Below are 23681 nucleotides of genomic sequence, written 5' to 3'. Positions count from 1 at the left end.
CGTGCTTTCGATGGCTCTTGACGCATCAAATGAACGGTCGTTTAATTCGCGTATGGGGCGGATCGCAGGTGTTACCGCCGCTGAGACCCGCGAGCGGCTGTTGCGGGCGGCCGCCGAGGTGTTCGCCGAGCGCGGTTACGACGGCACGCGTGTGGCCGACATCGCCGCAGCCGCGGGGGTGAGCAACGGCGCGCTGTACGCGCACTTCGGCTCGAAGGCCGACCTGATCGTGGCGGCGTTGCGCGCCCACGGGCCGCGGCTGCTCGCCGACCTGTTCGCCGCCGACCCGGACCGGCCCATCACCGACCTGCTCCTCGTCGTCGGCCGATGGTTGCCCCGCCGCCGCGAGGCCTGCGGCTACCTCATCGTCGAGGCGCTCGTCGCGGCCCGCCGCGACGAGGACGTCGCCCGGCCGATGCGCGACTACATGGGCGAGCGCGCCGACTGGCTGTCCGGGCTCATGCGCGTCGCGCAGAACGACGGCGAACTCGACCCTTCGCTGTCGGCGGATGCGCTGGTCCACTTCTGCCTGCTGCTGGCGATGGGCAGCGCGCTCGTCACACCCGACCTGCACGCGGTCGACGACCGGGAGTGGAGCGCGTTGCTCACCCGGGTCGTCAGGGCCTTCGCCCCCGCCGGCACCTCAGCACAGAGGGGAGCGTCACAGTGAAAGTGAAGATCGACTCCGAGCGTTGCCAGGGACACGGCCGCTGCTACGACCTCGCCCCCGGCCTGTTCGGCGAGGACGAGGAGGGTTACGGGCAGGTGCTCGGCGACGGCGTCGTACCGCAGGAAGAGGCCCAGGCGGCACGCCTGGCCATGGCCAACTGTCCGGAACGAGCGATCGAGATCCTCTAGGAGGTGTGACATGGCCATCGACGACCGCTTCGCCCAGGATTTCCGGGAGGCGCGCGGAGACCAGCCCTTCGGCACGCGCAATGAGATCGTCACCGGCCCGGTCGCGGACTGGGCGACGGACTTCTCGCACCTCGAGCCTGAGTGGGCGGCCGATCCGTACCCCATCCAGGACGACCTGCGGCAGCGCTGCCCGATCGCGCACACGGGGCGGTTCGGCGGCGGCTGGCTGCCCACGCGCTACGAGGACGTCGCGGCCATCGCCTACGACACCGAGCGCTTCTCGTCGCGGTCGATCATCATGAGCAACTTCCGGCCGCCGCGCGAGCTGGCCCCCGTGGGCGGCACGCCGCCGATCTCGTCGGACCCGCCGTTCCACCACGACGCGCGCAGGCTGCTGCTGCCGGCGTTCACCAAGAGCGCGGTCGCCCGGCGGGAGGCGGCGACCCGGGCGTTTTGCCACGAGCTCATCGACGCGCTGGAGGGTCAGGAGGTGGTCGACGCCGCCGCCGACTACGCCCAGCACATCCCGATGCGGGTCATCTCCGACATGCTGGGCTTCCCGCCCGAGGACGGGCCGCGCTTCCGCGAGTTCATCGAGAACGCCCTCGAAGGCGTCAACCTGCCGCCCGAGGAGCGCATCGTGCGGATGGGGCAGCTGTTCGACTACCTTCTGGCCCAGATCCGCGACCATGTGGACCATCCGCGCGACGATCTGACGACCTACTTGATCAACGCTGAGCTGTACGGCAGGAAGCTCGCTCCCGACCACGTGGCCGGCACGATGGCGCTGCTGCTCATCGCCGGCATCGACACGACCTGGAGTGCGATCGGGGCATCGTTGTGGCACCTGGCCAAGACCCCCGCCGACCGGGAGCGTCTGGTCGCCGAGCCCGGGCTGCTGCCGACGGCGATGGAGGAGCTGCTGCGGGTGTACGCGCCGGTGACGATGGCGCGGCTGGTCAAGGAGGACATGAGCTGGAACGGCGTGGACATGAAGGCCGATGATTGGGTGCTGCTGTCGTTCCCGGCCGCCAACCGCGACCCGGTGCAGTTCGAGCGGGCGGGCGAGGTGGTCATCGACCGCGAGGTCAACCGCCATGTCGCCTTCGGCCTGGGCATCCATCGCTGCGTGGGCTCCCACCTGGCGCGCATGGAGCTGCGGGTCGCGCTGGAGGTCTGGATGGAGCGCATCCCCGCCTTCGCACTGGCCGATCCTTCGGCGGTGACCTGGGCGGCGGGCCAGGTCCGCGGCCCGCGTACCCTTCCCCTCCGCGTCGGCTGACCACCACCCGCCCCCTAACTGAGCCGGCGGGCGTCGACCACGAGAGTGATGGCCACGCCGGTGAGCGCCAGAGCGAGGGCTGGGGCGATCGCCAGGCGGGGGGCTGCGATCAGCAGCGGCACGGCGTCGGTCACCATGCCGCCCCAGTCGGTCACCGGCGGAGGCAGGCCGAGACCGAGGAAGCTCAGCGAGGTGGCCGCGATCAGCGTACGCGCGAGGTCGGCGGTGGCGACCGTGAGCACCGGCCCGGCGATGTGCGGGCCGATGGTGCGGCGTAGCAGGTAGGACGGGGAGGCGCCCAGGGCGCGGGCGGCGAGGACGAAGTCCGACGTGGCCACGCGCCGGGTGGCCGTGTGGGCGATGAGGCCGCAGTTCACCCAGCCGAACGGGACGAGCGCGGCCACCATCGTGCCCGGGCCGGGTGGTAGCACCCCCGCCAGCGCCAGGGCGAGCGTGAGGCCGGGCAGCGCCAGCGCCACCGTGGCCGCGTGCCGCAGCAGCCTCTCCGGCAACCCGCCGGCCAGTCCCGCGGCGGCGCCGGCCAGAGTGCCGAGTGCCGTGGTGATCGCCGTGATGGCGAACGCGGTCACGAAGGAGACCGCGCCGGCCGCCGCCGTCCTGGTGAGCAGGTCGCGGCCGAGCTGGTCGGTGCCGAGCCAGTGCCGCGGGCTGGGCGGCAGCAGGGCGAGGGCCGGGTCGGGCAGGTACGGGTCGTGGGGGGACAGGAGCGGCGCGAGGCCGCAGAACGCCACGATCGCCGCCAGGATCGCGATCCCCGCACGGCCCGTCCCTGGCGACGAACTCCAGAGGCGCCGGGCGGGGTCGGGGCCGTTCATGGGCGGCGCACCCGCGGGTCGGCGGCCGCCAGGCACAGGTCCGCCAGCGCCAGGAGCAGGACCGTCGCCGCCCCGATGACCAGCACGTACGCCTGCACCACCGGCACGTCGCGCTGCCGGATCGCCGAGATCGCCAGCTGCCCCACCCCGGGCCACGAGAACAGCGTCTCCACCACCACGGCGCCCGCCACCAGGTCGGCCAGCACCGCGCCCCCGGCCGTGATCGCGTTCGGCGCGGCCACCCGCAGCGCGTGCACCGTCACGGCGCGCCGCGCGCTCAGCCCCTTGGCGGCGGCCAGCCGCACGAACGGCAACGCGAGCGCCTGAGCCAGATCGGCGCGCAGCAGCCGGGTCAGCGTGGCGGCGCCCGCCAGCCCGAGCGTCAGCGCGGGCAGCACCACGGCGCCCGGCCCGGCGTCGCCCCCGGTCGGCAGCGCGCGCAGGCCGACCGCGACCACGCTGATCAGCAGGATCCCGGCGATGTACGGTGGCACGCTCGCGACCACCACCGTCACCGCCGTGATGACCCGGCCGCCCAGCCCTCGCGGCCGGAGCGAGGCGAGCAGGGCCAGCCCGGCCGCGACGAGCGCCGCCGCGCCCGCCAGCCGCAGCGTCGCGGGCAGGCGGGACAGTATCTCGCCCGTCACCGGGGACCGGTCCACGTAGGACAGCCCGAGGTCGCCGCGCACCACATCGGACAACCACCGCACGTACCGGACCGGGAGAGGCAGGTCGAGGCCTAGTTCGGCACGCAGCGCGGCGACGCTGGCCGCCGTCGGCTGGATCCCGCCGCGGCGCAGGATCTCCTCGGCCGGATCCCCGGGCGCCAGCGAGGTCAAGAGGAAGACCAGCACCGACAGCACCAGGAGCACGAGCAGCGTCTCCGTGGCACGCCGCAGCAGGAACCGCACGTCAGCCCGACGGCGTCAGCTTGCCGAGATCGATGACATACGCCGCATTCTGCACGACCCCGCCGACTTCGGTGGTCGTCACCACGGGATTGTCCTGGTACGCCAGCGGGATCATCGGCCGGTCCGCCGCGAGCAGCCGCTGCAGGCGCCGGTACAGGTCCCGCCGTTTCGCCTCGTCGGTCCCGGTCGCGGCCTGGTCGACGAGCGTGTCGAACTCCTTGCTGCGGTAGCCGAGCTTGCGGTCGACGTTCCAGGCCGCGTCCGAGCGCAGGAAGCGGCGGAACAGGTAGTCGGCGTCCCCGTTCGGCACGCTGTACGCGCTCAGGAAGACGTCGTAGTCCCCGGCCTCCATCACGGCCTTCGTCGCCTCGGCCACGGTCACCTTCGCCGGCAGCCCCGCCTGTTCGAACGCGGCCCGCAGCACCTCGGCGATGTCGGTGTACGGGAACTGCCCGGTCTCGGCGGACGAGATCAGGATCGTGACCGGCGCGGCGGGCCGGCCCGCCGCGTCCACCAGCGCCCGGGCCTTGGCCGGGTCGTAGGCGGCCGCCACGGTCGGATCGGACAGCTCGCCGAAGACCGGCGACAGGAACGCGGCGCCCGGCTTGGCCGTGCCGGCGAGCAGCTTGTCCGCGATCGTCCTGCGGTCGATGGCCAGCTCCGCCGCCTCTCGGAGCCGCGGGTCGGAGAAGGGCTCACGCGAGCCGTTGAACGTGAGGTAGTGCGTCAGGACGGACGGACTGCGGACGACCCGGAACCGGCTGTCGGCGGCGACGGCCGCGACCTGCCCGGACAGCAGCGCCCCCTTGTCGATCAGCCCGTCGACCTCGCCGGCGCGCAGCGCGGCGACCCGCGCGTTGGCGTCCGGGATCACCTTGACCACGATCTTCTTGTACGCCGGCGCAGCCCCGTAGTAGCGCGGGTTGGCCGCCAGCTCCGCCTGCTGCCCCTTGGCCCACCGCGTCAGCGTGTACGGCCCGGTCCCCACCGGGTTCCCGGCGAAGTCCCCGGAGGCGGCGAACGCCTTCGGCGACTGGATCATGCTGTAGAAGCCGGCCAGCCGCCCGGGCAGATCCGCTACCGGCCGCCGCAGCTCGAACGTCACCCGCCCGCCGTCCGCACGCACCTCCTCCAGCTGCCCGTAGGCCACCTCCATCCCGGCGTCGAGGCTGAAGAACGCCGACTGGCGGGGCGCGATCCGCAGGAACCGCTGGACGTTGGCCACCACCGCCTCGGCGTTCAGCGCCGTCCCGTCGCTGAAGCGCACCCCTTCGCGCAGCGTGAATGTCCACCGCCGCCCGCCGTCCGCGCTCTCCCAGGAGGTGGCGAGCGCGGGCGCCGGCCGCAGCTTGTCGTCCACCGTCACCAGCGGCTCCCAGATGCGGAGCGTCTGGTGCGTGAAGTAGGGGTCCTGCGGTCCAGCGACGAGGTCACGCGGAGCCGCCAAGGTCAGGAGGCCGGTCTCCTGTGGGGCCTCGGGCGAGCCGCCACACCCCGACAGGGCCATCCCTAACAGCGTGGCCAGCACCGCGACCGCGGCTCGTCTCCGCACCCTTGTCTCCCCTCAGCCGTCCCACCTGCCACAACGATAATGGTTTTCATCATTGGTGGAAAGCGGGCTGGCGCTTTGAGAAGATCCGCACATGCATGGCTTAGCCAAGGCCGCCCTGGCAGGCTCCTCACGCCTGTCCTGCTGGGACTTCTCCTGAACTCGGCAATGGGACTGGCGGTCTACGTCATGCCGCAGACGGCGGCGACTCCGCAGGCGGCCTGCCACGAACCCGTACCGGATGTCACGCACGGCTCCGGCGGAACCTGCCGGAAGGTGGGGGAGGACGTCTGGGTGCGCACCGAGCCGAGCCGGCCGCGCTGAAGTGACGATCAACCCGGCTCGGCGTCGCTCCGCACGGTCTTGTACACGCCGTACAGGGTCTCCACTCCGCCGAGGACCATCAGGACCAGGCCGATCTTCGACGGCGTGAAGATGAAGATCTCCTCGTCGAGGCCGAACAACCACAGCGCCAGGCCGCCGACGAAGGTGGCCAGGCCGGTGAGGAGCGTTTTACGCGCGGAGGTCATGCCGGAAACGCTAGTGAAGAGCCAGGTCGCCGATCTTCCTGCGCGTTGAGGAGATCGGTGTACATCTTTCGGGTGACGCTCAGCTGCCGAGGAGGCGGGCGGCCTGCTCGCGCATCTCGACCTTGCGGATCTTCCCGGTGACCGTCATCGGGAAGGAGTCCACCACGTGCACGTAGCGGGGGATCTTGTAGTGGGCCAGTCGTCCCGCGCAGAACTCCCTGATCTGCTCGGCCGTCAGCGGCTCGGCGCCCCGCCGCATGACGATCCAGGCCATGAGCTCCTCGCCGTACTTCTCGTCCGGCACGCCGATCACCTGGACGTCGTGGATGGCCGGGTGGCCGTACAGGAACTCCTCGATCTCGCGCGGGTAGATGTTCTCCCCGCCGCGGATCACCATGTCCTTGATGCGGCCGACGATGCTGACGTAGCCGTCGGCGTCCATGGCGGCCAGGTCGCCGGTACGCATCCAGCGGGCGGCGTCGATGGCCTCGGCCGTGGCCTCCGGCCGGCCCCAGTAGCCGAGCATGACCGAGTAGCCGCGGGTGCACAGCTCGCCGGGCTCACCCCGCGGTACGGTCAGCCGGGTCTCCGGGTGCACGATCTTCACCTCGATGTGCGGCATCACGCGGCCGACGGTCTCGGTGCGGCGGGCCAGGCCGTCGTCCGCGCGGGTCATCGTGGAGACGGGTGAGGTCTCGGTCATCCCGTAGCAGATGGCGACCTCGGTCATGTTCATCTCGCTGACCACGCGCTTCATGACCTCGACGGGGCACGGGGAGCCCGCCATGATGCCGGTTCTGAGGGTGGAAAGATTGAAATTTCCGGACACGGCGAGTTCGGCGATGAACATCGTCGGCACTCCGTACAGGGACGTGCACCGCTCCTCCTGCACGGCCCGCAACGTCGCCTCCGGGTCGAAGCCGGGCGACGGCAGCACGATGCACGAGCCGTGCGAGGTCGCGCCGAGGTTGCCCATGACCATGCCGAAGCAGTGGTAGAGCGGCACCGGGAGGCACACCCGGTCCCGCTCGGTGTAGCCGAGGAGCTCGCCGACGAAGTAGCCGTTGTTGAGAATGTTGTGGTGCGACAGCGTGGCGCCTTTGGGGAAGCCGGTGGTGCCCGACGTGTACTGGATGTTGATCGGGTCGTCGAACGTCAGCTCCGCCGCCCGCGTCCGCAGAGCGGCCGGGTCGCCGCGCCGGCCGCTCTCGACCAGCTCGTCCCAGTCGTCCTCGCCGATGAAGATCGCGTCCGCGAAGCCGATCTCGCCGATCATCGCCCGGTAGTCGCTGGTCTTGTGCGTGACCGCGCTGATGAGCAGCCGCATGCCGGACTGCTGGACGACGTACGCCAGCTCATGGGCGCGGTAGGCGGGATTGACGTTGACCAGGATCGCGCCGATCTTCGCGGTGGCGTACTGGACGAGCACCCATTCGGCGCAGTTGGGCGCCCAGATGCCGACCCGGTCGCCCTTGGCGACGCCCCGGGCCAGCAGGCCGAGCGCCACCTCGTTGACGGCGGCGTCCAGCTCGGCGTACGTCCAGTGGCGCCCGGCCGCCACATCCACCAGCGCCTCGCGGTCACCGAACCGCGCCACCGCGCGCTCGAAGTTCTCCCCGATCGTCTCGCCCAGCAGGGGCATCTCCGACCCGCCGGAGGCGTACGAGACCATTGCGTCAGCAACCATGCACGCAGGATCTCCCGGGACCGAGCCCGCCGCCACCCCCGTTCGGGGGTAGCCTGCCGCAGCCGGGCTCGTCCATGCTTGGTGACATGGCCGCACTGCACGTGCCCGCCGAGGCGCTCCACACCGCCGTCGGACGGCTGCGCCGGGCGACGGGGCTGCCCGTCGCGTTCGGCGGGCTGGTGCCGGACGGGCGGCACGGCGTCACGCTGACCGAGTTCAGCGGCACCCTGACCGGCGCCCTGCGCGGTCTGGTCGTCAGCGCGGGCAACGGGCTGGGCGGCCGCGTGATCACGACGGCCCGCCCCGGCGCCGTCGACGACTACGCCGCCGACCCGCGCATCAGCCACGAGTACGACAAACCGGTCACCGTCGAGGGGCTGCGGGCGATCGCCGCGGTGCCGGTCACGGTGCACGGCACGGTGTCCGGTGTCCTGTACGGCGGGATCCGCGAGCCCTTGTCGATCAGCGACCGCGTGCTGGACGCCATGACCCAGGTCGCCGCCCGGGTGAGCTTCGAGGTGACCGTGCGCCGCGAGGTGGAACGCAGGCTGGCCGAGCTGGAGACGGCGGCCATCACCCGGGCCGCCCGTGAGACGCCGACCGCGGGGGAGTGGGAGGCCGTCCGCCTGGCCCACGCCCAGCTCAGGGCCATCACGCAGGAGATCGGAGACGCCGGGATCCGGGCACGGCTGGCGGACGTGTGCGACCGGCTGGCCCGCCCCGGCGGCCGCCCTGCCGACGGCCGGCCGAACCCGCTGTCGCCACGCGAACTGGACGTGCTGGCCCTGGTCGCGGTCGGCTGCGGAAACGCCGAGACGGCCGGCCGGCTGGGCATCCGCCCGGAGACGGTCAAGAGCTATCTGCGTAACGCCATGCGCAAACTGGGCACCCACACCCGCACGGAAACCGTCATCGCCGCCCGCCGCCGCGGCTTCCTCCCCTGAGCTACGTCACCTCGTCGAGAAGGCCGCTGAGGAGGTCTCCCAGGCGTTCGGTGTCGTCGGCGATGGCGATGAGCACGACGCTCACGCCCAGCCCGGGCAGCCGGGCCAGCCGGGCTCGCAGCCCCCACCAGCCACCACCGTGCCGATAGACGCGGTGCCCGGCGTGCGTGCGCACTCCCATTCCCCAGGCGTAGTCGATCGGCGTTCCGTCCTCGAGGCGGCCCGGGGTTTGCAGGAGGGCGGAGATGCCGAGTTCGTCGGCGTTGAGGGCCTGGCTCCACCGCAGGAGGTCTGTGGCGGTGGTCCACACGCCTCCGTCGCCCAAGGACAGCGGTGCCGGATGCCGACGTGCCAGCGGCGCCGCGCCGGGAGGTGCGGGGGCGGGCCCGGGCCAGTAGCACGTGTCGTTCATCGCCAGGGGGGCGAAGAGATGGTGGTGCGCGAAGCCGGGCAGGGGCTGATCGGCCGCCCGTTCCGCTGCGGCGGCCAGGCAGACGTATCCCGCGTTCGAATAGACGTACTCGCTGCCTGGCCTGCCTTGGAGGGCGGGGAAGCGGGTGAGGGCCCGGATGACGCCGTGGCTGGTGCGGTCGCCGTCCATGAGGGCGTCGATCTCGGCGTCGGGTGGCAGAGCCGCGATGTGGTGCAGAAGGTGCCGGAGCCGGACGGCCTCGGCCCATGGGGGGAGCTGGGGCAGCCAGTCCGACACGGCGGATCCCAGGTCCAGCGCGCCCTGCTGGACGAGCAGTGCCGCGCAGGCGGCGGTGATCTGTTTGGACAGGGATGCCGCGTAGACGGGGGTCATGGCGGTGAGGGTGCCGCCGGTGGCCGTGAATCCCTGTGCGTGGAAGAGGGGTGGGGCGTCGCGGTGCTGCAGCCCGAGGACGAGCGGCTCGCCAGGGCGGTAGCCGGCATCGGCGATACGCTGCGGCAGTCGCGGCATGCATCAGACCGTACTCGATGGCGCTCCACGCCGAGCGTCTCCGCGCACCCTCCCCCTCCGCCTCGGCTGACCGCCCCAGCCCGCCAGAGCCGGCGTCGGCGTGAGGCCGTACGGGTCCTGTGGCCCGGCGACGGGGTCGCGTTTTGCGTACGGATGTCCTGCGACTACCGCGCACAGCGCATGCGGTCCGCGAGGGCGGGTAATGACCGCCCACCTAGTGAAGGATGAGTGGCATGCGATGGTGGATGGGGCTGAAGGGCCGGTTCGGGCTCAAGGGGCGGCGGTTACGGGCCACGGCCCGGCAGCGCTTTGGCTGGCAGAAGTTGCGACCGGGCCAGCAGGAGGCGATGGAGCACTTGCTCAACGGGCGTGACGTGCTGCTCGTCATGCCGACCGGGGGCGGCAAGTCGGCAGTCTACCAACTTCCCACGCTGCTGCTCGGGGGACCGACGGTCGTCGTCTCGCCGCTCATCGCGCTCCAGCGTGACCAGGTGACCGCCCTGCTCAAGGCCGACGCGGGCGGCGCCGTGGCGGTGAACTCGACCTCCTCCGTGGCAGCCGGGCTGGAGAAGGTGACGGCAGGGGACGCGGCGTTCGTGTTCCTGTCTCCGGAACAGCTCGCCAAGCCCGACGTCGTCGAACGGCTCGCGCAGGCCGGACCGTCGCTGATCGCGATCGACGAGGCCCACTGCGTCTCCTCCTGGGGGCACGACTTCCGCCCCGACTATCAGCGGCTCGGGAAGGTCATCGGGCGTCTCGGACATCCGCCGGTGGTGGCGATGACCGCCACCGCCGCGCCGAATGTCCGCGAGGAGATCGTCGGGTCGCTCGGACTGGCCGACCCGGTGGAGATCGTCAGAGGGTTCGACCGGCCGAACATCTCGCTGGAGGTCCGGCGGTTCGTCCGAGCGGAGGACAAGAGCCAGGCGCTGGTCGAGCACGCCGCCTCCCGCGGCGGTCTCGGCCTGGTGTACGTCGCCACCCGCAAGGAGAGAGAGGAGTACGCCACGGCGCTGGCCGCGAGGGGACGCCGGGCCGAGCCCTACCACGGGGGCATGCGGGGCGCCGAACGCACCCGCGTGCACGAGCTGTTCACCCGGGGAGAGGTGGACACCGTGGTCGCGACCTCGGCTTTCGGCATGGGCATCGACCGGCCCGACGTGCGCTACGTGCTGCACGCCGAGCCGCCGGAATCGCCCGACGCGTACTACCAGGAGATCGGCCGGGCGGGCCGGGACGGCGCGCCCGCCTCGGCGGTGCTGTTCTACCGGCAGGAGGACCTGGGCCTGCGCCGGTTCTTCGCCGGCGGCCGAGCCGACCGCGAGGCGCTGCTGCGCGTGGCGACGCTGGCTCGCGAGCACGCCGGTACGGTGCCCGCGGGCGAGCTGGCCGCGCTGCTCAAGGTGAGCACGTCACGCCTCACCAGGCTCGTCAACCTGCTGGAACGGGCGGGCGCGCTCTCCGTGACCGACACCGGCGACCTGCGCTACACCGCCGGCAGGATGACGCCGCAGCAGGCCGCCGCGCGGGCGGTCGAGCTGGACGAGGCGCGGCACCGAGTCGACGACTCGCGGATCGACATGATGCGCGGCTACGCCGAGACCAGGGGGTGCCGCCGCCGGTTCCTGCTCGAATACTTCGGCGAGCCGTACCCCCGCAGGTGCGGCGCGTGCGACACCTGCGCGAGCGGTGAGGCGTCCGAGCCGGTGCCCGTGCCCGGCAAAGGGGCGTTCCCCGTGCGGGCGAAGGTGACGCACGCGATGTGGGGGCCGGGGACGGTCATGAGCCGCGAGCATGACCGGATCACCGTGCTGTTCGACTCGGTCGGCTACAAGACCCTGTCGCTGGCGGCGGTGGAGGACGTACTCCGCCGGACGTAGGTCCGGCTCACGCGGCCTCAGTACCCCCGGACCTGCGGCCAGGTCAGTTCGAAACCGTCGGCCGCGAGCTCGTTCTGGAACCGTTCGAGCAGCGCCGGGTCCTGGTGCACCTGTGCCGGTTCGAGCCGGTTGTCGAGGCAGTGGGCGGCGAGCGCCCCGGCCGCCTCGCCGACGTTCCACTCGACCGGGTGCAGGCGGTAGCAGCCGTTGGTGATGTGGGTGGTGCCGATGTTCTTGCCGGCGGCCAGCAGGTTCCGCACCCGCACGGGCAACACCGCGCCGAGGGGTATCTGGAACGGGCAGCCGGCGACGTCGATGTAGTTGTCGCCGCCGGTGGACGGATGAAGGTCGATGCGGTACATGCCCACCCCGACGGTGTCCGGATAGGCCACGGCGCCGTGCTCGCCCCGCACGGCGAGCGACAGGTCGTGCTCCACCACGGTGCGGTGAGCGCGGATGCGCCGGGACTCCCTGATATAGGGCGCCTTCGCCAGTCCGTCCACGCTTCCCATGACGTCGGGGCGCAGGCGCAGCCCCGGCCACCCGGCGCCGCCGTCGGGCCGGGGCGCCTCGGTCTGCAGCCAGTAGAGCATGCTCAGAGCCAGTTGCCGGGCGCCGTCGAGATGCTTGTCCCGCTCCGCGTCGGAGACGCCGATCAGCGGTCCGGGCAGATAGTCGATCATCGGCCAGTTCACCACGGTGACGTCGCTGACCGCGAAACCGGGCGCGAAGAGCTCGCGGGCGAGGATACGCCGGAACACCCACAGGTCCTTGTCCCCGGGATCGCGACTCTGGTCGGCCACGATCGGCCCGGTAGCGGCGTGCGGCACGAAGGTGCGCGGCACCGGTTCCAGCGTGCGCGGGTCCGGCGCCACGAGGCTGAGCAGGCGGTCCGGCCAGAACGGCGGCCGGTAGTCGCGCCAGAACCCATACTGGCTCGGCCGGTCGACGGTGTGGTCCTCACCCTCCCGGTGCTCGACCGCGAACACCCAGGAGAACGCCTGCATGTTGTCCGGCTGGGCGTGCGCGGGGGCGCTCGGCTCACCGGTGTCGGCCCGCGACTCGAACCCGGTCACATGCTCGACCCCGGCGAGCGGCAACAGATCACCCAGCTCGGTCGCGTCCAGGACGTACGGTGCGCTCGCCTCGACGCGTTCGCCGTCCGGCCCCTCGAAACAGACCGACGCCACGCGATCGCCGGCCGCCTCGGCGGACACGGGGCGGTGCCGGCGCCAGATCACCAGCCGGCCCGCCGCGAGGTAGGGGCCCACCATGGCGTCCAGGACAGCGGCGGCGACACGGGGTTCGCAGCAGAGCCGGCTCACCCGGCCGAGCCCGGGATTGAGGTCGGTCACGGCACGGGCCGCCGGGGTGAGCGGATACCAGGTGCGGTAATGGTCGCGGATCGCCTGACGCAGCGCCCGGTAGGAGCGGGTCGCGCCGAACTGCTCGATCCACGGGTGCTCATCCGGCGGCACGCCTTGGCTGGTCAGCTGCCCGCCGAGCCAGTCGCCCTCCTCGGTCAGCAGCACCGTGCGACCACGACGCAACGCCGCGAGCGCGGCGGCGACCCCGCCGAGGCCGCCTCCGACGACCAGAACATCGGCCTTCCAGCCAGTCACGCGTCGATCCCTTCTCCGGTGTTCAACTCGAGCGCCGCGTCGAGCAGGCTGCGGGTGTAGTCGTGGCGCGGGGAGCCGAGGACGTCGCCGGCCGGCCCCTCCTCCACGAGCACGCCGCCGCGCATGACGGCGATGCGGTCCGCGATCTGGTGCACGACGCCGAGGTCGTGGGAGATGAACAGCATCGACAGGCGGTGACGTTGCCGCAGGTCGACCAGCAGCCGCAGGACCTGCGCCTGAACGGACACGTCCAGCGCGGAAACGGCCTCGTCGCACACGAGCAACTGCGGCCTGACGGCCAGCGCGCGGGCGATGCTGACCCGCTGGCACTGCCCGCCGGACAGCTCGCCCGCCCGCCGCTCGGCCACACTGGAATCGAGGCCGACGTCGTCGAGCAGCCGGTGCAGCTCGGCGGTACGGTCGCCGGCCGGGGCCGAGCTCGGATGAGTGCGCCAGACCTCGTTCATCATGGCCGCGACCGTCATCCGGGGGTTGAGCGACGACCGCGGATCCTGGAACACCATCTGCACGGCCCGCTGCAGTGCCGCCGGCCGCCGCCCGGCCGGCCCCAGCCGTTGACCGTCGAGCAGGACGGACCCGGAGTCGGGCCTGACGAGGCCGACGACGGTGCGCGCCACCGTCGTCTTGCCCGAGCCCGACTCGCCGACCAGTCCGACCGTCTCCTCATGGCCCACGGTGAGGCTCACGCCGTCGACCGCGACGACCTGTCTCGACCTGCGCGAGCCGCGCCGGCCGAAGCTGACCCGAAGGTCGCGTACTTCCAGTAGCGGGCTGCCGATGATGTCGCTCATGACCCTCCGGAACTCGATGACGGGTTCAGCTCCTCGGCGAAGTGGCAGGCGCTCCATCGGCCAGGTGCGACCGCCCTGGCCGCCGGCTGCTCGGTGCGGCACCGGTCACGCGCCAGCGGGCAGCGGGGGTGGAACGCGCACCCGGCCGGCCGGTTGGCCGGCGTGGCCGGGGTGCCCGGGAGCGGGTGCGCGATCGCGGTACGTGTCCGGACCGCGGGAACGCTCTCGACCAGCGCGCGCGTGTAAGGGTGGGCGGGCCGGCGCAGGACGGCCGCGGTCGGCCCGCGTTCGGCGACCCGCCCGGCGTACATGACGACGATCTGGTGCGCCACGTGCGCCACGACCCGCAGATCGTGGCTGACGAGCAGCATGGCCAGCCCCTCGACGTCCTGAATCGAGCGCAGCAACCGCAGGATGCGGGCCTGCACGGTGACGTCCAGCGCGGTCGTGGGCTCGTCGGCGAGCAGCAGTGCCGGGCTCCCGGCCAGAGCCATGGCGATCATGGCGCGCTGCCGCAGGCCGCCGGAGAACTCGTGCGGGTAGTTGCCGAGCCGGCGAGCCGGCTCGGGCACCCCCACCCGGTCGAGGAGCTCGACCACTTTGCGGCGGACCTCGTCGCGGCGCCCGCCGGACCTGCGGAGGATTTCCCCGACCTGCCGGGCGATCGTCTGGGTCGGATTGAGCGCCGCCAGCGGGTCCTGGAAGATCATCGCGATCTCGTGGCCCCGGAGCCGTCTGCGCCGGGCCGGGCCGGCCTGGAGCAGATCCTCGCCGCGCCAGCGCAGCGCCCCACCGGTCGTGGCTCCGTCGGGGAGCAGGCCGATGACGGCGTTCGCGGTCATCGTCTTGCCGCTCCCTGATTCGCCGATGAGCCCGACCGTCGTCGCCGACGGGATGTCGAACGACACCCCGTCGACGACACGGACGGCGCCGTCCCTGCCGGGCAGGTCCACGACGAGCTCGTCGACCCGCAGCAGCGGGTCACCGGACGGGCGGGTGGACGTGGTCGCTTGCGCCGACACCGACGTCATGAGCCGTTGACCTGCATGCGGGAGAAGTCCGGCAGCCCGTTCGGGTCCGGCGTGACGCCGGAGAGGCGGCTGTTCCAGGCGTAGGCGTACTTGACCGCCATGGGGAACATGCCGACCGCGTCCTCCCAGATGATCTTGCTGGCCTCGCCGTACAGCCTGACGCGCTCGTCCTTGTCCGGGCTCGCCCCGGCCGCGGCGAGCAGCTTGTCCAGCTCCGGGTTGCAGTAGCCATTGCGCTTGGCCGCGCAGGGGTAGAGCCGGCCGAGCGTGTTGGCCCCGTCGAAGGTGGGGTTGGACAGCTGCTGGAAGTTGATGTCCCAGTTCAGCGCGAGCAGATCCTTGGTGAAGACCGCCTGCTCCTTCTCCAGCAGGTCGACCTTGACGCCGATCTTCGCCAGGTCGGACACCACCGCCTGGTTGAACTGCCGGAACTCGGCGTTGGCGAACTGCAGCCGGAGCTTGGTGTCGAAGTCGAAGCCCGCCTTGGTCAGCGCGGCCTTCGCCGCCTCCGCGTCGTACCCGACCGGCTTCTGGGGCGCGTATCCCAGGGTGATCGGCGAGATCGGAGCGTCGGCCAGGCTGCCGGTCTGCGGGTACAACTGCTTGATGACGGTGGCGAAGTCGACCGCCTGCCACAGCGCCCGCCGCACCTCGGCGTCCTTCAGCTCCGGCGTGGAGGAGTTGAACCACATGGTGAAGACGGCGGTGCTCGGCACCGTCTGGACCTTGAGGTTGGGGTCGCTCTGCACCTGCGCCAACTGGTCGTCGGGGATGCCCCAGATGAGGTCGGCCTCGCCCGTGCGCAGCGCGGTCAGCCGCGCCGCGAGCTCGGGCATCTTGCGGATGGTCACCCGCCCGACCTTGGGCGCGCCGCCGTAGTGGTTCGGGTTGGGCACGAAGACGACCGTTCCCGCGGAGTCGAACTTCTCCAGCTTGAACGGCCCCGAGCCGACCGGGTTCTGGAAGAACGCCTTGTCCTCGCCCGTCACGGTGCGCGGCACCACGTAGAAGATGGCGAGCTTGTACGGGACGGCCGCGTCCGGCTTGGACGTCTTCAGCACCACTTCGGCAGGCGAGGTGGCGGTCATCGTGTACCCGGGGAAGTTGGCCGCGTTGGTGCTCTTGAGATCCAGGAGCCGCTTGAACGAGGCGACGACGTCCTCGGCGGTGAGGTCCGACCCGTCGCTGAACTTCACGCCCTGGCGCAGGGTGAACGTCCACTCGGTGGCGGTGCTGTCGGACTTCCATGAGGTGGCGAGATCACCTTCGAGTGTGCCGTCCGGCTTCGGCCGGGCCAGCCGGCTGAAGATGGCCTGCGAGGTCAGCTGAGTGCCGGTGGCGCTGCCGCCCTGAGGGCTGGCCGGGTCGAGGTTCTCGATCGGATAGGTGCCGGCGACGTTGATCTCGCCGCCCCCGGCGCCCGCCGCGCCGCCGCCGGTGGCCGAGCTGCATCCGCTCAGCGCGACGGCGACGGCGAGCGCGGCCACGGCCACGCGCCGGGTGCTGCGGAGGGCATTACGAAGGGAGCGGAGCTCCCGAGCGGGGAAGAGGGCTCTGGTCATCGATGCCTTCCCTTACTGGGGGTGTTTTTTCCGAGCCGGGCGCGTCACCTGACGACTCCGCGTCCGTAGCGGGCGGTGAGCTGGTCACCGAGGATCGCGATGCTGATGATCAGCAGCGACAGCGCGATGCCCGGCAGAGTCGAGATCCACCAGGCAGTGGCGAGGTACTCCTTGCCGTTCGCGATGGTCTGGCCCCACGACACCGAGGAGTTGGGCAGACCGATGCCGAGGAAGCTGAGCCCGGCCTCGGCCAGGACCACCAGGGCGAACTCCAGCGTCGCCAGAGCCACCACGGGACCGGCGGCGAACGGCAGCACATGGCGCAGGAGGATGAACCTCCGCGGCACCCCGAGGACCCGGGCCGCGTCCACCCAGGCCCGTTCCCTGATGGACAGCGCGACACCGCGGGTGACCCGCGCGAAGGAGATCCAGGCGGTCGCGGACAGCGCCACGACCACGACCACGACACTGCGCTCGAAGGCGCCCGCGATCACGATCGTCAGCAGGATCGCCGGGAACGCGAGCAGGATGTCGATGCCGCGGGCGAGGACGGTGTCCAGCCATCCACGGAAGTAGCCGGCGACGGTGCCGACGGCGGCGCCGATGACGCAGGCGGCCACGACCGTGGCGATGCCGATGATCACCGACGTGCGCGCACCGTAGACGACCTGGGCGAGCACGTCGCGCCCCAGGGCGTCGGTGCCGAGCCAGGCGATCCCGCCGGACGACAGGGGCGATCCCGGGCTCAGCAGTCGGTCGGTCAGCGAGGCGCGAACCGGGTCGTAGTCGATGAGCAGCGGGCCGAGCCCGCCGACCACGGCGAACGCCGCGAGCACCGCGTACGGGGTCCGGCGCCACCACCGCCTCATGACGCACCCTCCAGCCTGATGCGCGGGTCGAGCTGGGAGTAGAGCAGATCGGCCACGAGGTTGAACACCATGACGATCCCGGCGATCAGGAACGTGGCCGCCTGCACCACCGCGTAGTCCCGGTTGGACACCGCGTCCACCACCAGCGAACCCAGTCCCGGCCAGGCGAAGACGTTCTCGACGATGACGGCGCCGCCCATCAGGCCGCCCATGTGCAACCCGACCACGGTGACGACCGGGATGAGCGAGTTGCGCAGCGCGTGGCCGAGCAGCACCTGCCGCTCGGTCAGGCCCTTGGACCGGGCCGTCTGGATGTACGGCTCCCGCATGGTCTCCGCGACACTGCTCCTGGTCAAGCGGGCGACCACCGCGGTGAACGGCAGCGCGAGCGTGACCGCGGGCAGGATCAGGTGGGCGGGTGAGCCGGCCCCGGCGCTGGGCAGCAGCCGCAGCGCCAGCGCGAAGGCGAGGATCAGCATGATGCCGACCCAGAACGTCGGGAACGACTGGAGGGCGATCGCGCTCGCGGACACCGCCCGGTCCACCACCCCGCCGGGGCGTCCGCCGGCCACCAGCCCGAGCGTGAGACCGAGGACGACGGCGATGGCGGTGGAGGCGAGCATCAGGTCGGCGGTGGCGGGCAGGCGCTCCGCCACCGCCTCCATCGCCAGCGCGTTGAGCCGGTAGGAGTCACCGAAGTCCAGCCGGACCACGTCGGCCAGGTAGCCGAAGTATTGGGTGAGCAGCGGCTGGTCGAGACCGAGCCGCGCGGTCAGCTCCGCCACCTGCTCGCGCGACGCGTCAGGACCGAGCATGATCGTCACCGGGTCGCCCGGCGCGACGCGGACGATGAGGAAGATGAGTGAGGCCGCGCCCCACATCACCAGCACGCCGACGAGCAGTCGTTGGACGATGACCCGCATCATGGCCGCGCCCGCCGTTCGCCGAGGGCCGGCGGGCCCACGGTCGCGCCTGGCGTGAGGGGGCACTCGACGCTCTCCTGGCAGGCCGTCTCCTCGGGTGTCTCCAGTAACCGCGCGAGCAGGCGGGTGGCCTGCCGGCCCATCTGCTCCCGCGGGACCACCAGGCCGGTCCAGGGAGTGCCGGACCCGCGTGCGCCGGCGGAGTCGCCCAGCACGACGACGCTGAGGTCTCCGGGGACCGACAGCCCGTGCCGCCGGGCGTGCGCCAGGACCTCCTCGGCGAGCATCTCCTGCTCCGCGACCACACCGGTGATCCCGGCGTGCTGGATCTCCTCCAGCAGGCCCGCCGCGTCCTCGGGGGACTCGAGCGTCCACACCGGGCCCGCGAGCCGCCGGGCCCCGCCGGGCGGCAGCGCCCGCCGGAAGCCCTTCTCCCGGTCACGGCTGGGCTGCGCGTCGCCGTCGCCGATGCGGGCGTAGGCCACGCGTTCGTGCCCCAGCGCGAACAGTTGCTCGGTGAGCTGCTGGGTCGCCCCGGCGTAGTCGGCGGCCACATAGGACACCGGCGGGCCGGACACTTCCCGGTGCCCTACATAGACGAACGGATAGCCGGAGTCGCGGAGCCGCTCGATCTCCTCGACGTTGGGGTCCCGGCCGAGCAGCAGCGCACCGTCGGTGATCGACAGCCGGGTCGACCCGTCGCGGAAGATCTGGCGCTCGCCGCCGGCGCTGGTGAACAGCAGCAGGTCGTAGCCGAGCTCGGCGGCCGCCTGCTCCATGCCGAGCAGGAAGGGGAAGTAGAAGTCGACGCTGGTCGTGGGGAAGACCGGCTCGAACGTGTGCACCCCGATGATCTTGTTGCGTCCGCCGGCGAGGGAGCGGGCCGAGGCGTTGGCGACGTAGCCCCACTCGCGTATGGCGGCCAGCACCCGTTCGCGGGTCGCGGGGCTGATGCGCACCTCCGACTCGCGCTCGTTGAGCACCAGTGACACGGTGGCCTGACTGACCCCGGCGAGGCGCGCGATGTCGGCCTGAGTGGGCCGGCGCACTGGTCCGCGGGTCATCCACGCCTCCTTGGTTATGCGCTACAACGCGATGGACGCTGAGTTTCTGCGCGTTACGTGGCGATGTCAAGAGACCAGGAGAAATCGGTGGTGAATGCGCTGCTCGTAACGCGACGGAAATGCTAATGCCTATTAGCCTCTGGCGTTCGGGCAAGATCCCGGATAGCGTCCGGGGCACGCTTCTGAGGAGGTGACATGGCCATCGCCGCCGCGGGCGTCACCACGCTGATGCTGACCGGCACGAACGGCGAGGGGCCGCTGCTGCCCCCAACCCGCCCTGTCTCCTGAAGGAGAGTCGAGTGAGCACCCCCATCAGCCGCCGCATGTTCACGCTCGGCCTCGCCGCCGGCGCCGGCGCACTCGCCCTTCCGTCCCACGCGCAGGCCCACGCCCGGACGACGGGCCGCGCCGAGCTGTTCTTCGCGGAGACCACCCTGTGGGACTCCGCCGTGGACCCGCTCGCCAGCTACCACGTCCACGCGCTGGCCGTCTTGCCCGACGACACGATCCTGGCCTGTACGGAGGGCCGCCACGAGGTCTGCGACGCCGGCCCGCACGACCTGCTGGTACGGCGCAGCACCGACCGGGGCGAGACGTGGAGCCCGACCCAGACGGTCGCACAGGCGGTCAACGGCGAGATCTGGGCCAATCCCACCTTCGTCGTCGACCACGTCACCGGCGAAGTGTTCCTGTTCCACAACTTGTGCGAGCAACTGCCCGGCAACACGAGCTGCTCGGCCGATTCCAGCACGGTGTACGTCATCTCCAGCACCGACGGCGGCGCCACCTGGGGCGAGCGGCGCAGCCTGGCCGGGATCTTCGACCACTTCCCGTACAACTGGGCGATGCACGGCCCGGGGCCGGGCCACGGCATCCAGCTCCGCTCCGGCCGGTTGCTGCTGACCGTCGGGCACCGGACCGTCATCACCGGCGTGCCGGCCGTGGAGCGCAACTACGGCGCCTCGACCGTCTACAGCGACGACCACGGGCGCACCTGGCTCTCCGGCGGCGAAATACCGCTGGGCGGCGGCCTGCCGGCCGTGGGTGAGGCGCGGCTGGTGGAGCGGGCGGACGGGACGGTCGTCGTGAACAGCCGGCCGGGGTCGGGCAACGACTGGCCCCGTGACACCGCGGTCAGCGCCGACGGCGGCCTCACCTGGTCGAAGCCCAGGATGGACTTCAGCCCCGGGCTCTTCAACGGCGTCGACACCGGCCTGATCCGATACACCGGGGGTCCTCACAGCAGTGAGGTCGACCGGGTGCTGTTCAGCTGGCCCGACGCGCCGATGCGGTGGAACATGACCGTCGCGGTCAGCTACGACGAGGGCCACACCTTCCGCTACCGCCGGTCGATCAGCCCGATCCGGGGGTACTACTCGGACCTCGCACGGCTCTCCGACGGCACCATCGTGCTGCTCTACGGCTGCGACGGCGACCTCGACGGCAGCCCGCGGCGGGTGGCGGTGGCCCGGTTCAACCTGGAATGGCTCACCCAGGGCCGCGACAGCCTGGCCACCGGCCCGGCGCTCACCGAGCACACGCACGACCTGGGACGCCACGCGAAACACGCCACCGTCTCCGGCGGCACCGTGACCGTGGTCGAAGAGGCCACGGCGCGTGACGGCGCCCGCGCCGCGTTCGCCCCCGGCGCGACGGGCGATTTCATCGAGTACACGTTCGTGGTCCCCTGGGGCGGCTGGCACGAGCTGTGGCTGCGCTCCTACAGGTCGGCCGACGGCGGCCTGGTCACGGTGACCGTGGACGGGCGGACCCCGCGGAACTCCACCCTCGACCTCACCGCGTTCCGCGGCGACGGCTACGACGTCGTGCTGCTGGGCAAGATGGCGTTACGGCCCGGCCGGCACACCATCCGGTTCAGGTCTGCCGGCGCCGGGCGGGGCGGCGGCAGGGCCATCGGGCTGGACCAGCTCAGCCTGGTCCGGGCGCCGCACCCGGCGGACGTGCGCGAGGAGGTCACCGTCGACAACGGCGGGCTCGGCTTCCAGGTCACCGGCACGTGGCCCAGCAGCCGGGGCATCCGCGGCTACTACGGGTTCAACTACCTGACCCACGCGAAGGGCGACGGCACCAGCGTGGCGCGGTGGCGACCGGCGTTGCCCGGCGAGGACCGCTACGAGGTGCTGGTGTCCTACTCGGCCGACCCCAACCGGGCCACCAACGCGACCTACGTCGTCCACCACGCCGACGGCGTCACACCGGTCGCGGTCAACCAGCGGGAACGCGGCATGCCCGACGCGCGGACCGGCGAATGGGTGTCGATAGGCACCTACCGGTTCCGTCCCGGCCTGGACGGATACGTCGAGCTCAGCGATGCGGCCGACGGCGTGGTCATCGCCGACGCTGTCCGGTTCCGGCGGGAGCCGCCGCGATGACGACCGAGATCGGCCCCGGGACCGGGACCGAGCCCGGCACCGAGCCCGGCACCGAGCCCGGCACTGAGGCCGGTCTGGTGGCGACGGGCGGCGGCGGGCCGGTGGTGCCGAGCCCGGCTGCGGCGGTCGCGCTGCGCCCGCTGCCGCTGTCCGCCTGCCGCCTGGCCGACGGCTTCTGGGCCCGCCGGATGGCCGCCAACCGGGCGGCCATCCCCGTCGCCTACCAGCGGCTCAGCGAGACCGGTCATCTCGACAACCTGCGGATCGCAGCCGGTGAGACGACCGGCACCGCGAAAGGCGCCGTCTTCTGGGACTCCGACGTCTACAAATGGCTGGAGGCGGTGGCCTGGGAGCACGCGCGCCGTCCCGACCAGGCGTCGCGTGACCGGCTTCGCGAGTTGAGCCGTACCGTCGCCGCCGCCCAGGGCGGCGACGGATACCTCAACTCGGTGATGCGGTTGCGCGGCGAGGAACCGTACGCGCGGCTGTGGATGAGTCACGAGCACTACTGCGCCGGCCACCTGTTCCAGGCGGCGGTGGCGGCGGCCAGGGCGACGGGCGAGACCGGGTTGCTGCGGGTCGCGACCCGGCTGGCCGACCATCTGGCCGGCACATTCGGCCCCGGCGCCCGTACCGAGCTGGACGGGCACCCGGGGGTCGAGACGGCCCTGGTCGAGCTGTACCGGGAAACCGGCGTGCGGCGATACCTGGACCTGGCCCGCCACTTCGTGGACACCCGGGGGTACGGGCACGCCACCAAGCCCGGCTTCGACCCGTCGCACTACGCAGACCCGGCGCACTACGCCGACCGGGTGCCGGTACGCGAGGCCGCCACGGTGGAGGGGCACTCTGTGCGCGCGGTCTACTTCGCCTCCGGCGCGAGCGACGTGGCGATCGAGACGGGCGACGACGAGCTGCTTGCCGCTCTCCGCCGGCGGTTCGACGCGATGCGCCGGCAGAAGCAGCACGTCACCGGCGGGGTCGGGTCCCGGTGGGACGGCGAGGCGTTCGGCGAGCCGTACGAGCTGCCGCCGGACCGGGCGTACGCGGAGACGTGCGCGGCGATCGGCGTCCTGCAGTGGGCCTGGCGGCTGCTGCTCGCCACCGGCGAGTGCGGGTACGCCGACCAGGTGGAGCACGTGCTCTACAACGCGGTGCTGCCCGCGGTGTCGCTGACCGGGGCGGAGTACTTCTACGTCAACACGCTGCACCGGCGTACCGGCGCCAGGGGCGAGGTGCAGCGGTCCCCGGCGCACGGCCGGCGTCCCTGGTTCAACTGCGCCTGCTGTCCGCCCAACGTGATGCGCACGCTGGCCGCCCTGCCCGCCTACCTGGCCACAGGAAGCGCCGACGGTCTGCAGGTGCACGTGTACGCCCCGGGTTCGCTGCGCTCGGGCGAGTTCGCCGTGGAGATCGACACCCGGTACCCGTGGGACGGCCGGATCGCCGTGACCGTGCGCGAAGCGCCACGGCGGCCGGTGGAACTGGCCCTGCGGGTGCCGGACTGGGCCGAAGGAGCGGCTCTGGATGGCCGGCCCGTCGCGGCCGGTGAATACGCCCGGACCCGGCGCGTCTTCCGTCCCGGCGACCGGGTGCTGCTGGAGCTGCCGATGACCGCCCGGCTCCTGCAGGCCGGCCCCCGGGTGGACGCCACCCGGGGCTGCGTCGCCGTCGCCCGCGGCCCGCTGGTGTACGCGATCGAACAGGCCGACCAGTCGCCCGGCGTCGTCCTGGAGGACATCCGCATCGACCCGTCCGCCCCGCTGCGGCCCGAGCACCGGCCGGACCTGCTCGACGGGGTGACCGTGCTGCGCACCCAGGGTCTGGTGGTCGCCGGCGAGGCCGCGACCCCTTACCGCCGGTACGGCGAGCCGGCCGCCGCCGCGAGAGCGGTGCCCGTGACGCTCATCCCGTACTACGCCTGGGCCAACCGTGGCCCGCACGCGATGCGGGTATGGATACCGACCGACCTCGCCACGTGAAGG

Annotated in this window: 21 protein-coding genes; 8 read left to right on the top strand and 13 right to left on the bottom strand. The window is 72.0% G+C overall.

What is annotated here, in order from left to right; all coding sequences use genetic code 11:
- Positions 1–52 precede the first annotated feature (52 nt).
- Genes Q9G87_RS15540 through Q9G87_RS15530 form a run of 3 tightly spaced genes read left to right on the top strand, consistent with a single transcriptional unit; the run spans position 53 to position 2140 of the window.
- Positions 53–670 carry a TetR/AcrR family transcriptional regulator gene (locus Q9G87_RS15540; protein ID WP_305917045.1) on the top strand — a complete coding sequence of 206 codons (618 nt, stop codon included), beginning with the start codon at positions 53–55 and terminating at the stop codon, positions 668–670.
- Entirely contained in the window at positions 667–858 is a 192-nt protein-coding gene (locus Q9G87_RS15535) for a ferredoxin (RefSeq protein WP_305917044.1), read from the top strand. Before Q9G87_RS15540 ends, Q9G87_RS15535 begins: the two co-directional genes overlap by 4 nt.
- A gap of 10 nt (positions 859–868) precedes the next feature.
- Positions 869–2140 carry a cytochrome P450 gene (locus Q9G87_RS15530; RefSeq protein WP_305917043.1) on the top strand — a complete coding sequence of 424 codons (1272 nt, stop codon included), beginning with the start codon at positions 869–871 and terminating at the stop codon, positions 2138–2140.
- A gap of 14 nt (positions 2141–2154) precedes the next feature.
- Here Q9G87_RS15530 and Q9G87_RS15525 read toward each other — a convergent pair whose 3' ends face one another.
- From Q9G87_RS15525 to Q9G87_RS15515, 3 genes are read right to left on the bottom strand one after another with little or no spacing between them, the layout of a single operon-like run.
- Positions 2155–2976 (bottom strand): ABC transporter permease, encoded by an 822-nt coding sequence (locus Q9G87_RS15525; RefSeq protein ID WP_305917042.1) that lies wholly within the window; start codon positions 2974–2976, stop codon positions 2155–2157.
- Entirely contained in the window at positions 2973–3887 is a 915-nt protein-coding gene (locus Q9G87_RS15520) for an ABC transporter permease (protein ID WP_305917041.1), read from the bottom strand. Before Q9G87_RS15520 ends, Q9G87_RS15525 begins: the two co-directional genes overlap by 4 nt.
- 1 nt (position 3888) lies before the next feature.
- Entirely contained in the window at positions 3889–5439 is a 1551-nt protein-coding gene (locus Q9G87_RS15515; protein WP_305917040.1) for an ABC transporter substrate-binding protein, read from the bottom strand.
- Positions 5440–5604: 165 nt separating this feature from the next.
- Between Q9G87_RS15515 and Q9G87_RS15510 the strand changes: the two genes are divergently transcribed.
- Positions 5605–5760 carry a hypothetical protein gene (locus Q9G87_RS15510; protein WP_305917039.1) on the top strand — a complete coding sequence of 52 codons (156 nt, stop codon included), beginning with the start codon at positions 5605–5607 and terminating at the stop codon, positions 5758–5760.
- 8 nt (positions 5761–5768) lie between these two features.
- On the opposite strand, the gene Q9G87_RS15505 is transcribed toward Q9G87_RS15510, so the two are convergent.
- Positions 5769–5966, bottom strand: a complete 198-nt coding sequence (locus Q9G87_RS15505) for a DUF5708 family protein (protein ID WP_305917038.1) — start codon at positions 5964–5966, stop codon at positions 5769–5771.
- A 79-nt stretch (positions 5967–6045) separates the two neighbouring features.
- The gene (locus Q9G87_RS15500; RefSeq protein ID WP_305917037.1) at positions 6046–7653 is read right to left on the bottom strand and encodes an AMP-binding protein; all 1608 of its coding nucleotides are present in this window, start codon (positions 7651–7653) and stop codon (positions 6046–6048) included.
- A gap of 86 nt (positions 7654–7739) precedes the next feature.
- On the opposite strand from Q9G87_RS15500, the gene Q9G87_RS15495 reads away from it, so the two are divergent.
- The gene (locus tag Q9G87_RS15495) at positions 7740–8597 is read left to right on the top strand and encodes a LuxR C-terminal-related transcriptional regulator (RefSeq protein WP_305917036.1); all 858 of its coding nucleotides are present in this window, start codon (positions 7740–7742) and stop codon (positions 8595–8597) included.
- Position 8598: 1 nt separating this feature from the next.
- Here Q9G87_RS15495 and Q9G87_RS15490 read toward each other — a convergent pair whose 3' ends face one another.
- On the bottom strand, positions 8599–9540 hold the full coding sequence (locus tag Q9G87_RS15490; protein WP_305917035.1) for a serine hydrolase domain-containing protein: 942 nt from the start codon (positions 9538–9540) through the stop codon (positions 8599–8601).
- 233 nt (positions 9541–9773) lie between these two features.
- Here Q9G87_RS15490 and Q9G87_RS15485 point away from each other — a divergent pair, with 233 nt between their 5' ends.
- Positions 9774–11420 carry a RecQ family ATP-dependent DNA helicase gene (locus tag Q9G87_RS15485; protein WP_305917034.1) on the top strand — a complete coding sequence of 549 codons (1647 nt, stop codon included), beginning with the start codon at positions 9774–9776 and terminating at the stop codon, positions 11418–11420.
- Positions 11421–11437: 17 nt separating this feature from the next.
- On the opposite strand, the gene Q9G87_RS15480 is transcribed toward Q9G87_RS15485, so the two are convergent.
- Genes Q9G87_RS15480 through Q9G87_RS15450 form a run of 7 tightly spaced genes read right to left on the bottom strand, consistent with a single transcriptional unit; the run spans position 11438 to position 19303 of the window.
- Positions 11438–13042: an FAD-dependent oxidoreductase gene (locus tag Q9G87_RS15480; RefSeq protein ID WP_305917033.1), complete on the bottom strand. Its 1605-nt coding sequence runs from the start codon at positions 13040–13042 to the stop codon at positions 11438–11440.
- Positions 13039–13854, bottom strand: a complete 816-nt coding sequence (locus Q9G87_RS15475; protein WP_305917032.1) for an ABC transporter ATP-binding protein — start codon at positions 13852–13854, stop codon at positions 13039–13041. Before Q9G87_RS15475 ends, Q9G87_RS15480 begins: the two co-directional genes overlap by 4 nt.
- Positions 13851–14885, bottom strand: a complete 1035-nt coding sequence (locus tag Q9G87_RS15470; protein ID WP_305917031.1) for an ABC transporter ATP-binding protein — start codon at positions 14883–14885, stop codon at positions 13851–13853. Before Q9G87_RS15470 ends, Q9G87_RS15475 begins: the two co-directional genes overlap by 4 nt.
- A complete protein-coding gene (locus Q9G87_RS15465; protein WP_305917030.1) occupies positions 14882–16447 on the bottom strand; it encodes an ABC transporter substrate-binding protein in 1566 nt (521 codons plus the stop codon). Before Q9G87_RS15465 ends, Q9G87_RS15470 begins: the two co-directional genes overlap by 4 nt.
- 44 nt (positions 16448–16491) lie before the next feature.
- Positions 16492–17316, bottom strand: coding sequence for an ABC transporter permease (locus Q9G87_RS15460; protein WP_305917029.1), 825 nt, complete (start codon positions 17314–17316; stop codon positions 16492–16494).
- The gene (locus Q9G87_RS15455) at positions 17313–18242 is read right to left on the bottom strand and encodes an ABC transporter permease (protein WP_305917028.1); all 930 of its coding nucleotides are present in this window, start codon (positions 18240–18242) and stop codon (positions 17313–17315) included. The genes Q9G87_RS15460 and Q9G87_RS15455 overlap by 4 nt, the downstream gene beginning before the upstream one ends.
- Complete coding sequence (locus tag Q9G87_RS15450) at positions 18239–19303, bottom strand: LacI family DNA-binding transcriptional regulator (RefSeq protein ID WP_305917027.1); 1065 nt, start codon at positions 19301–19303, stop codon at positions 18239–18241. Before Q9G87_RS15450 ends, Q9G87_RS15455 begins: the two co-directional genes overlap by 4 nt.
- A 299-nt stretch (positions 19304–19602) precedes the next feature.
- Here Q9G87_RS15450 and Q9G87_RS15445 point away from each other — a divergent pair, with 299 nt between their 5' ends.
- Positions 19603–21696, top strand: a complete 2094-nt coding sequence (locus tag Q9G87_RS15445) for a golvesin C-terminal-like domain-containing protein (protein WP_305917026.1) — start codon at positions 19603–19605, stop codon at positions 21694–21696.
- Complete coding sequence (locus Q9G87_RS15440; protein ID WP_305917025.1) at positions 21693–23678, top strand: glycoside hydrolase family 127 protein; 1986 nt, start codon at positions 21693–21695, stop codon at positions 23676–23678. Before Q9G87_RS15445 ends, Q9G87_RS15440 begins: the two co-directional genes overlap by 4 nt.
- Positions 23679–23681 lie beyond the last annotated feature (3 nt).

Source organism: Nonomuraea turcica, from assembly GCF_030718205.1.
In the GTDB taxonomy this organism is placed as follows: Bacteria; Actinomycetota; Actinomycetes; order Streptosporangiales; family Streptosporangiaceae; genus Nonomuraea.
This window is presented reverse-complemented; position numbering and strand designations above follow the sequence as displayed.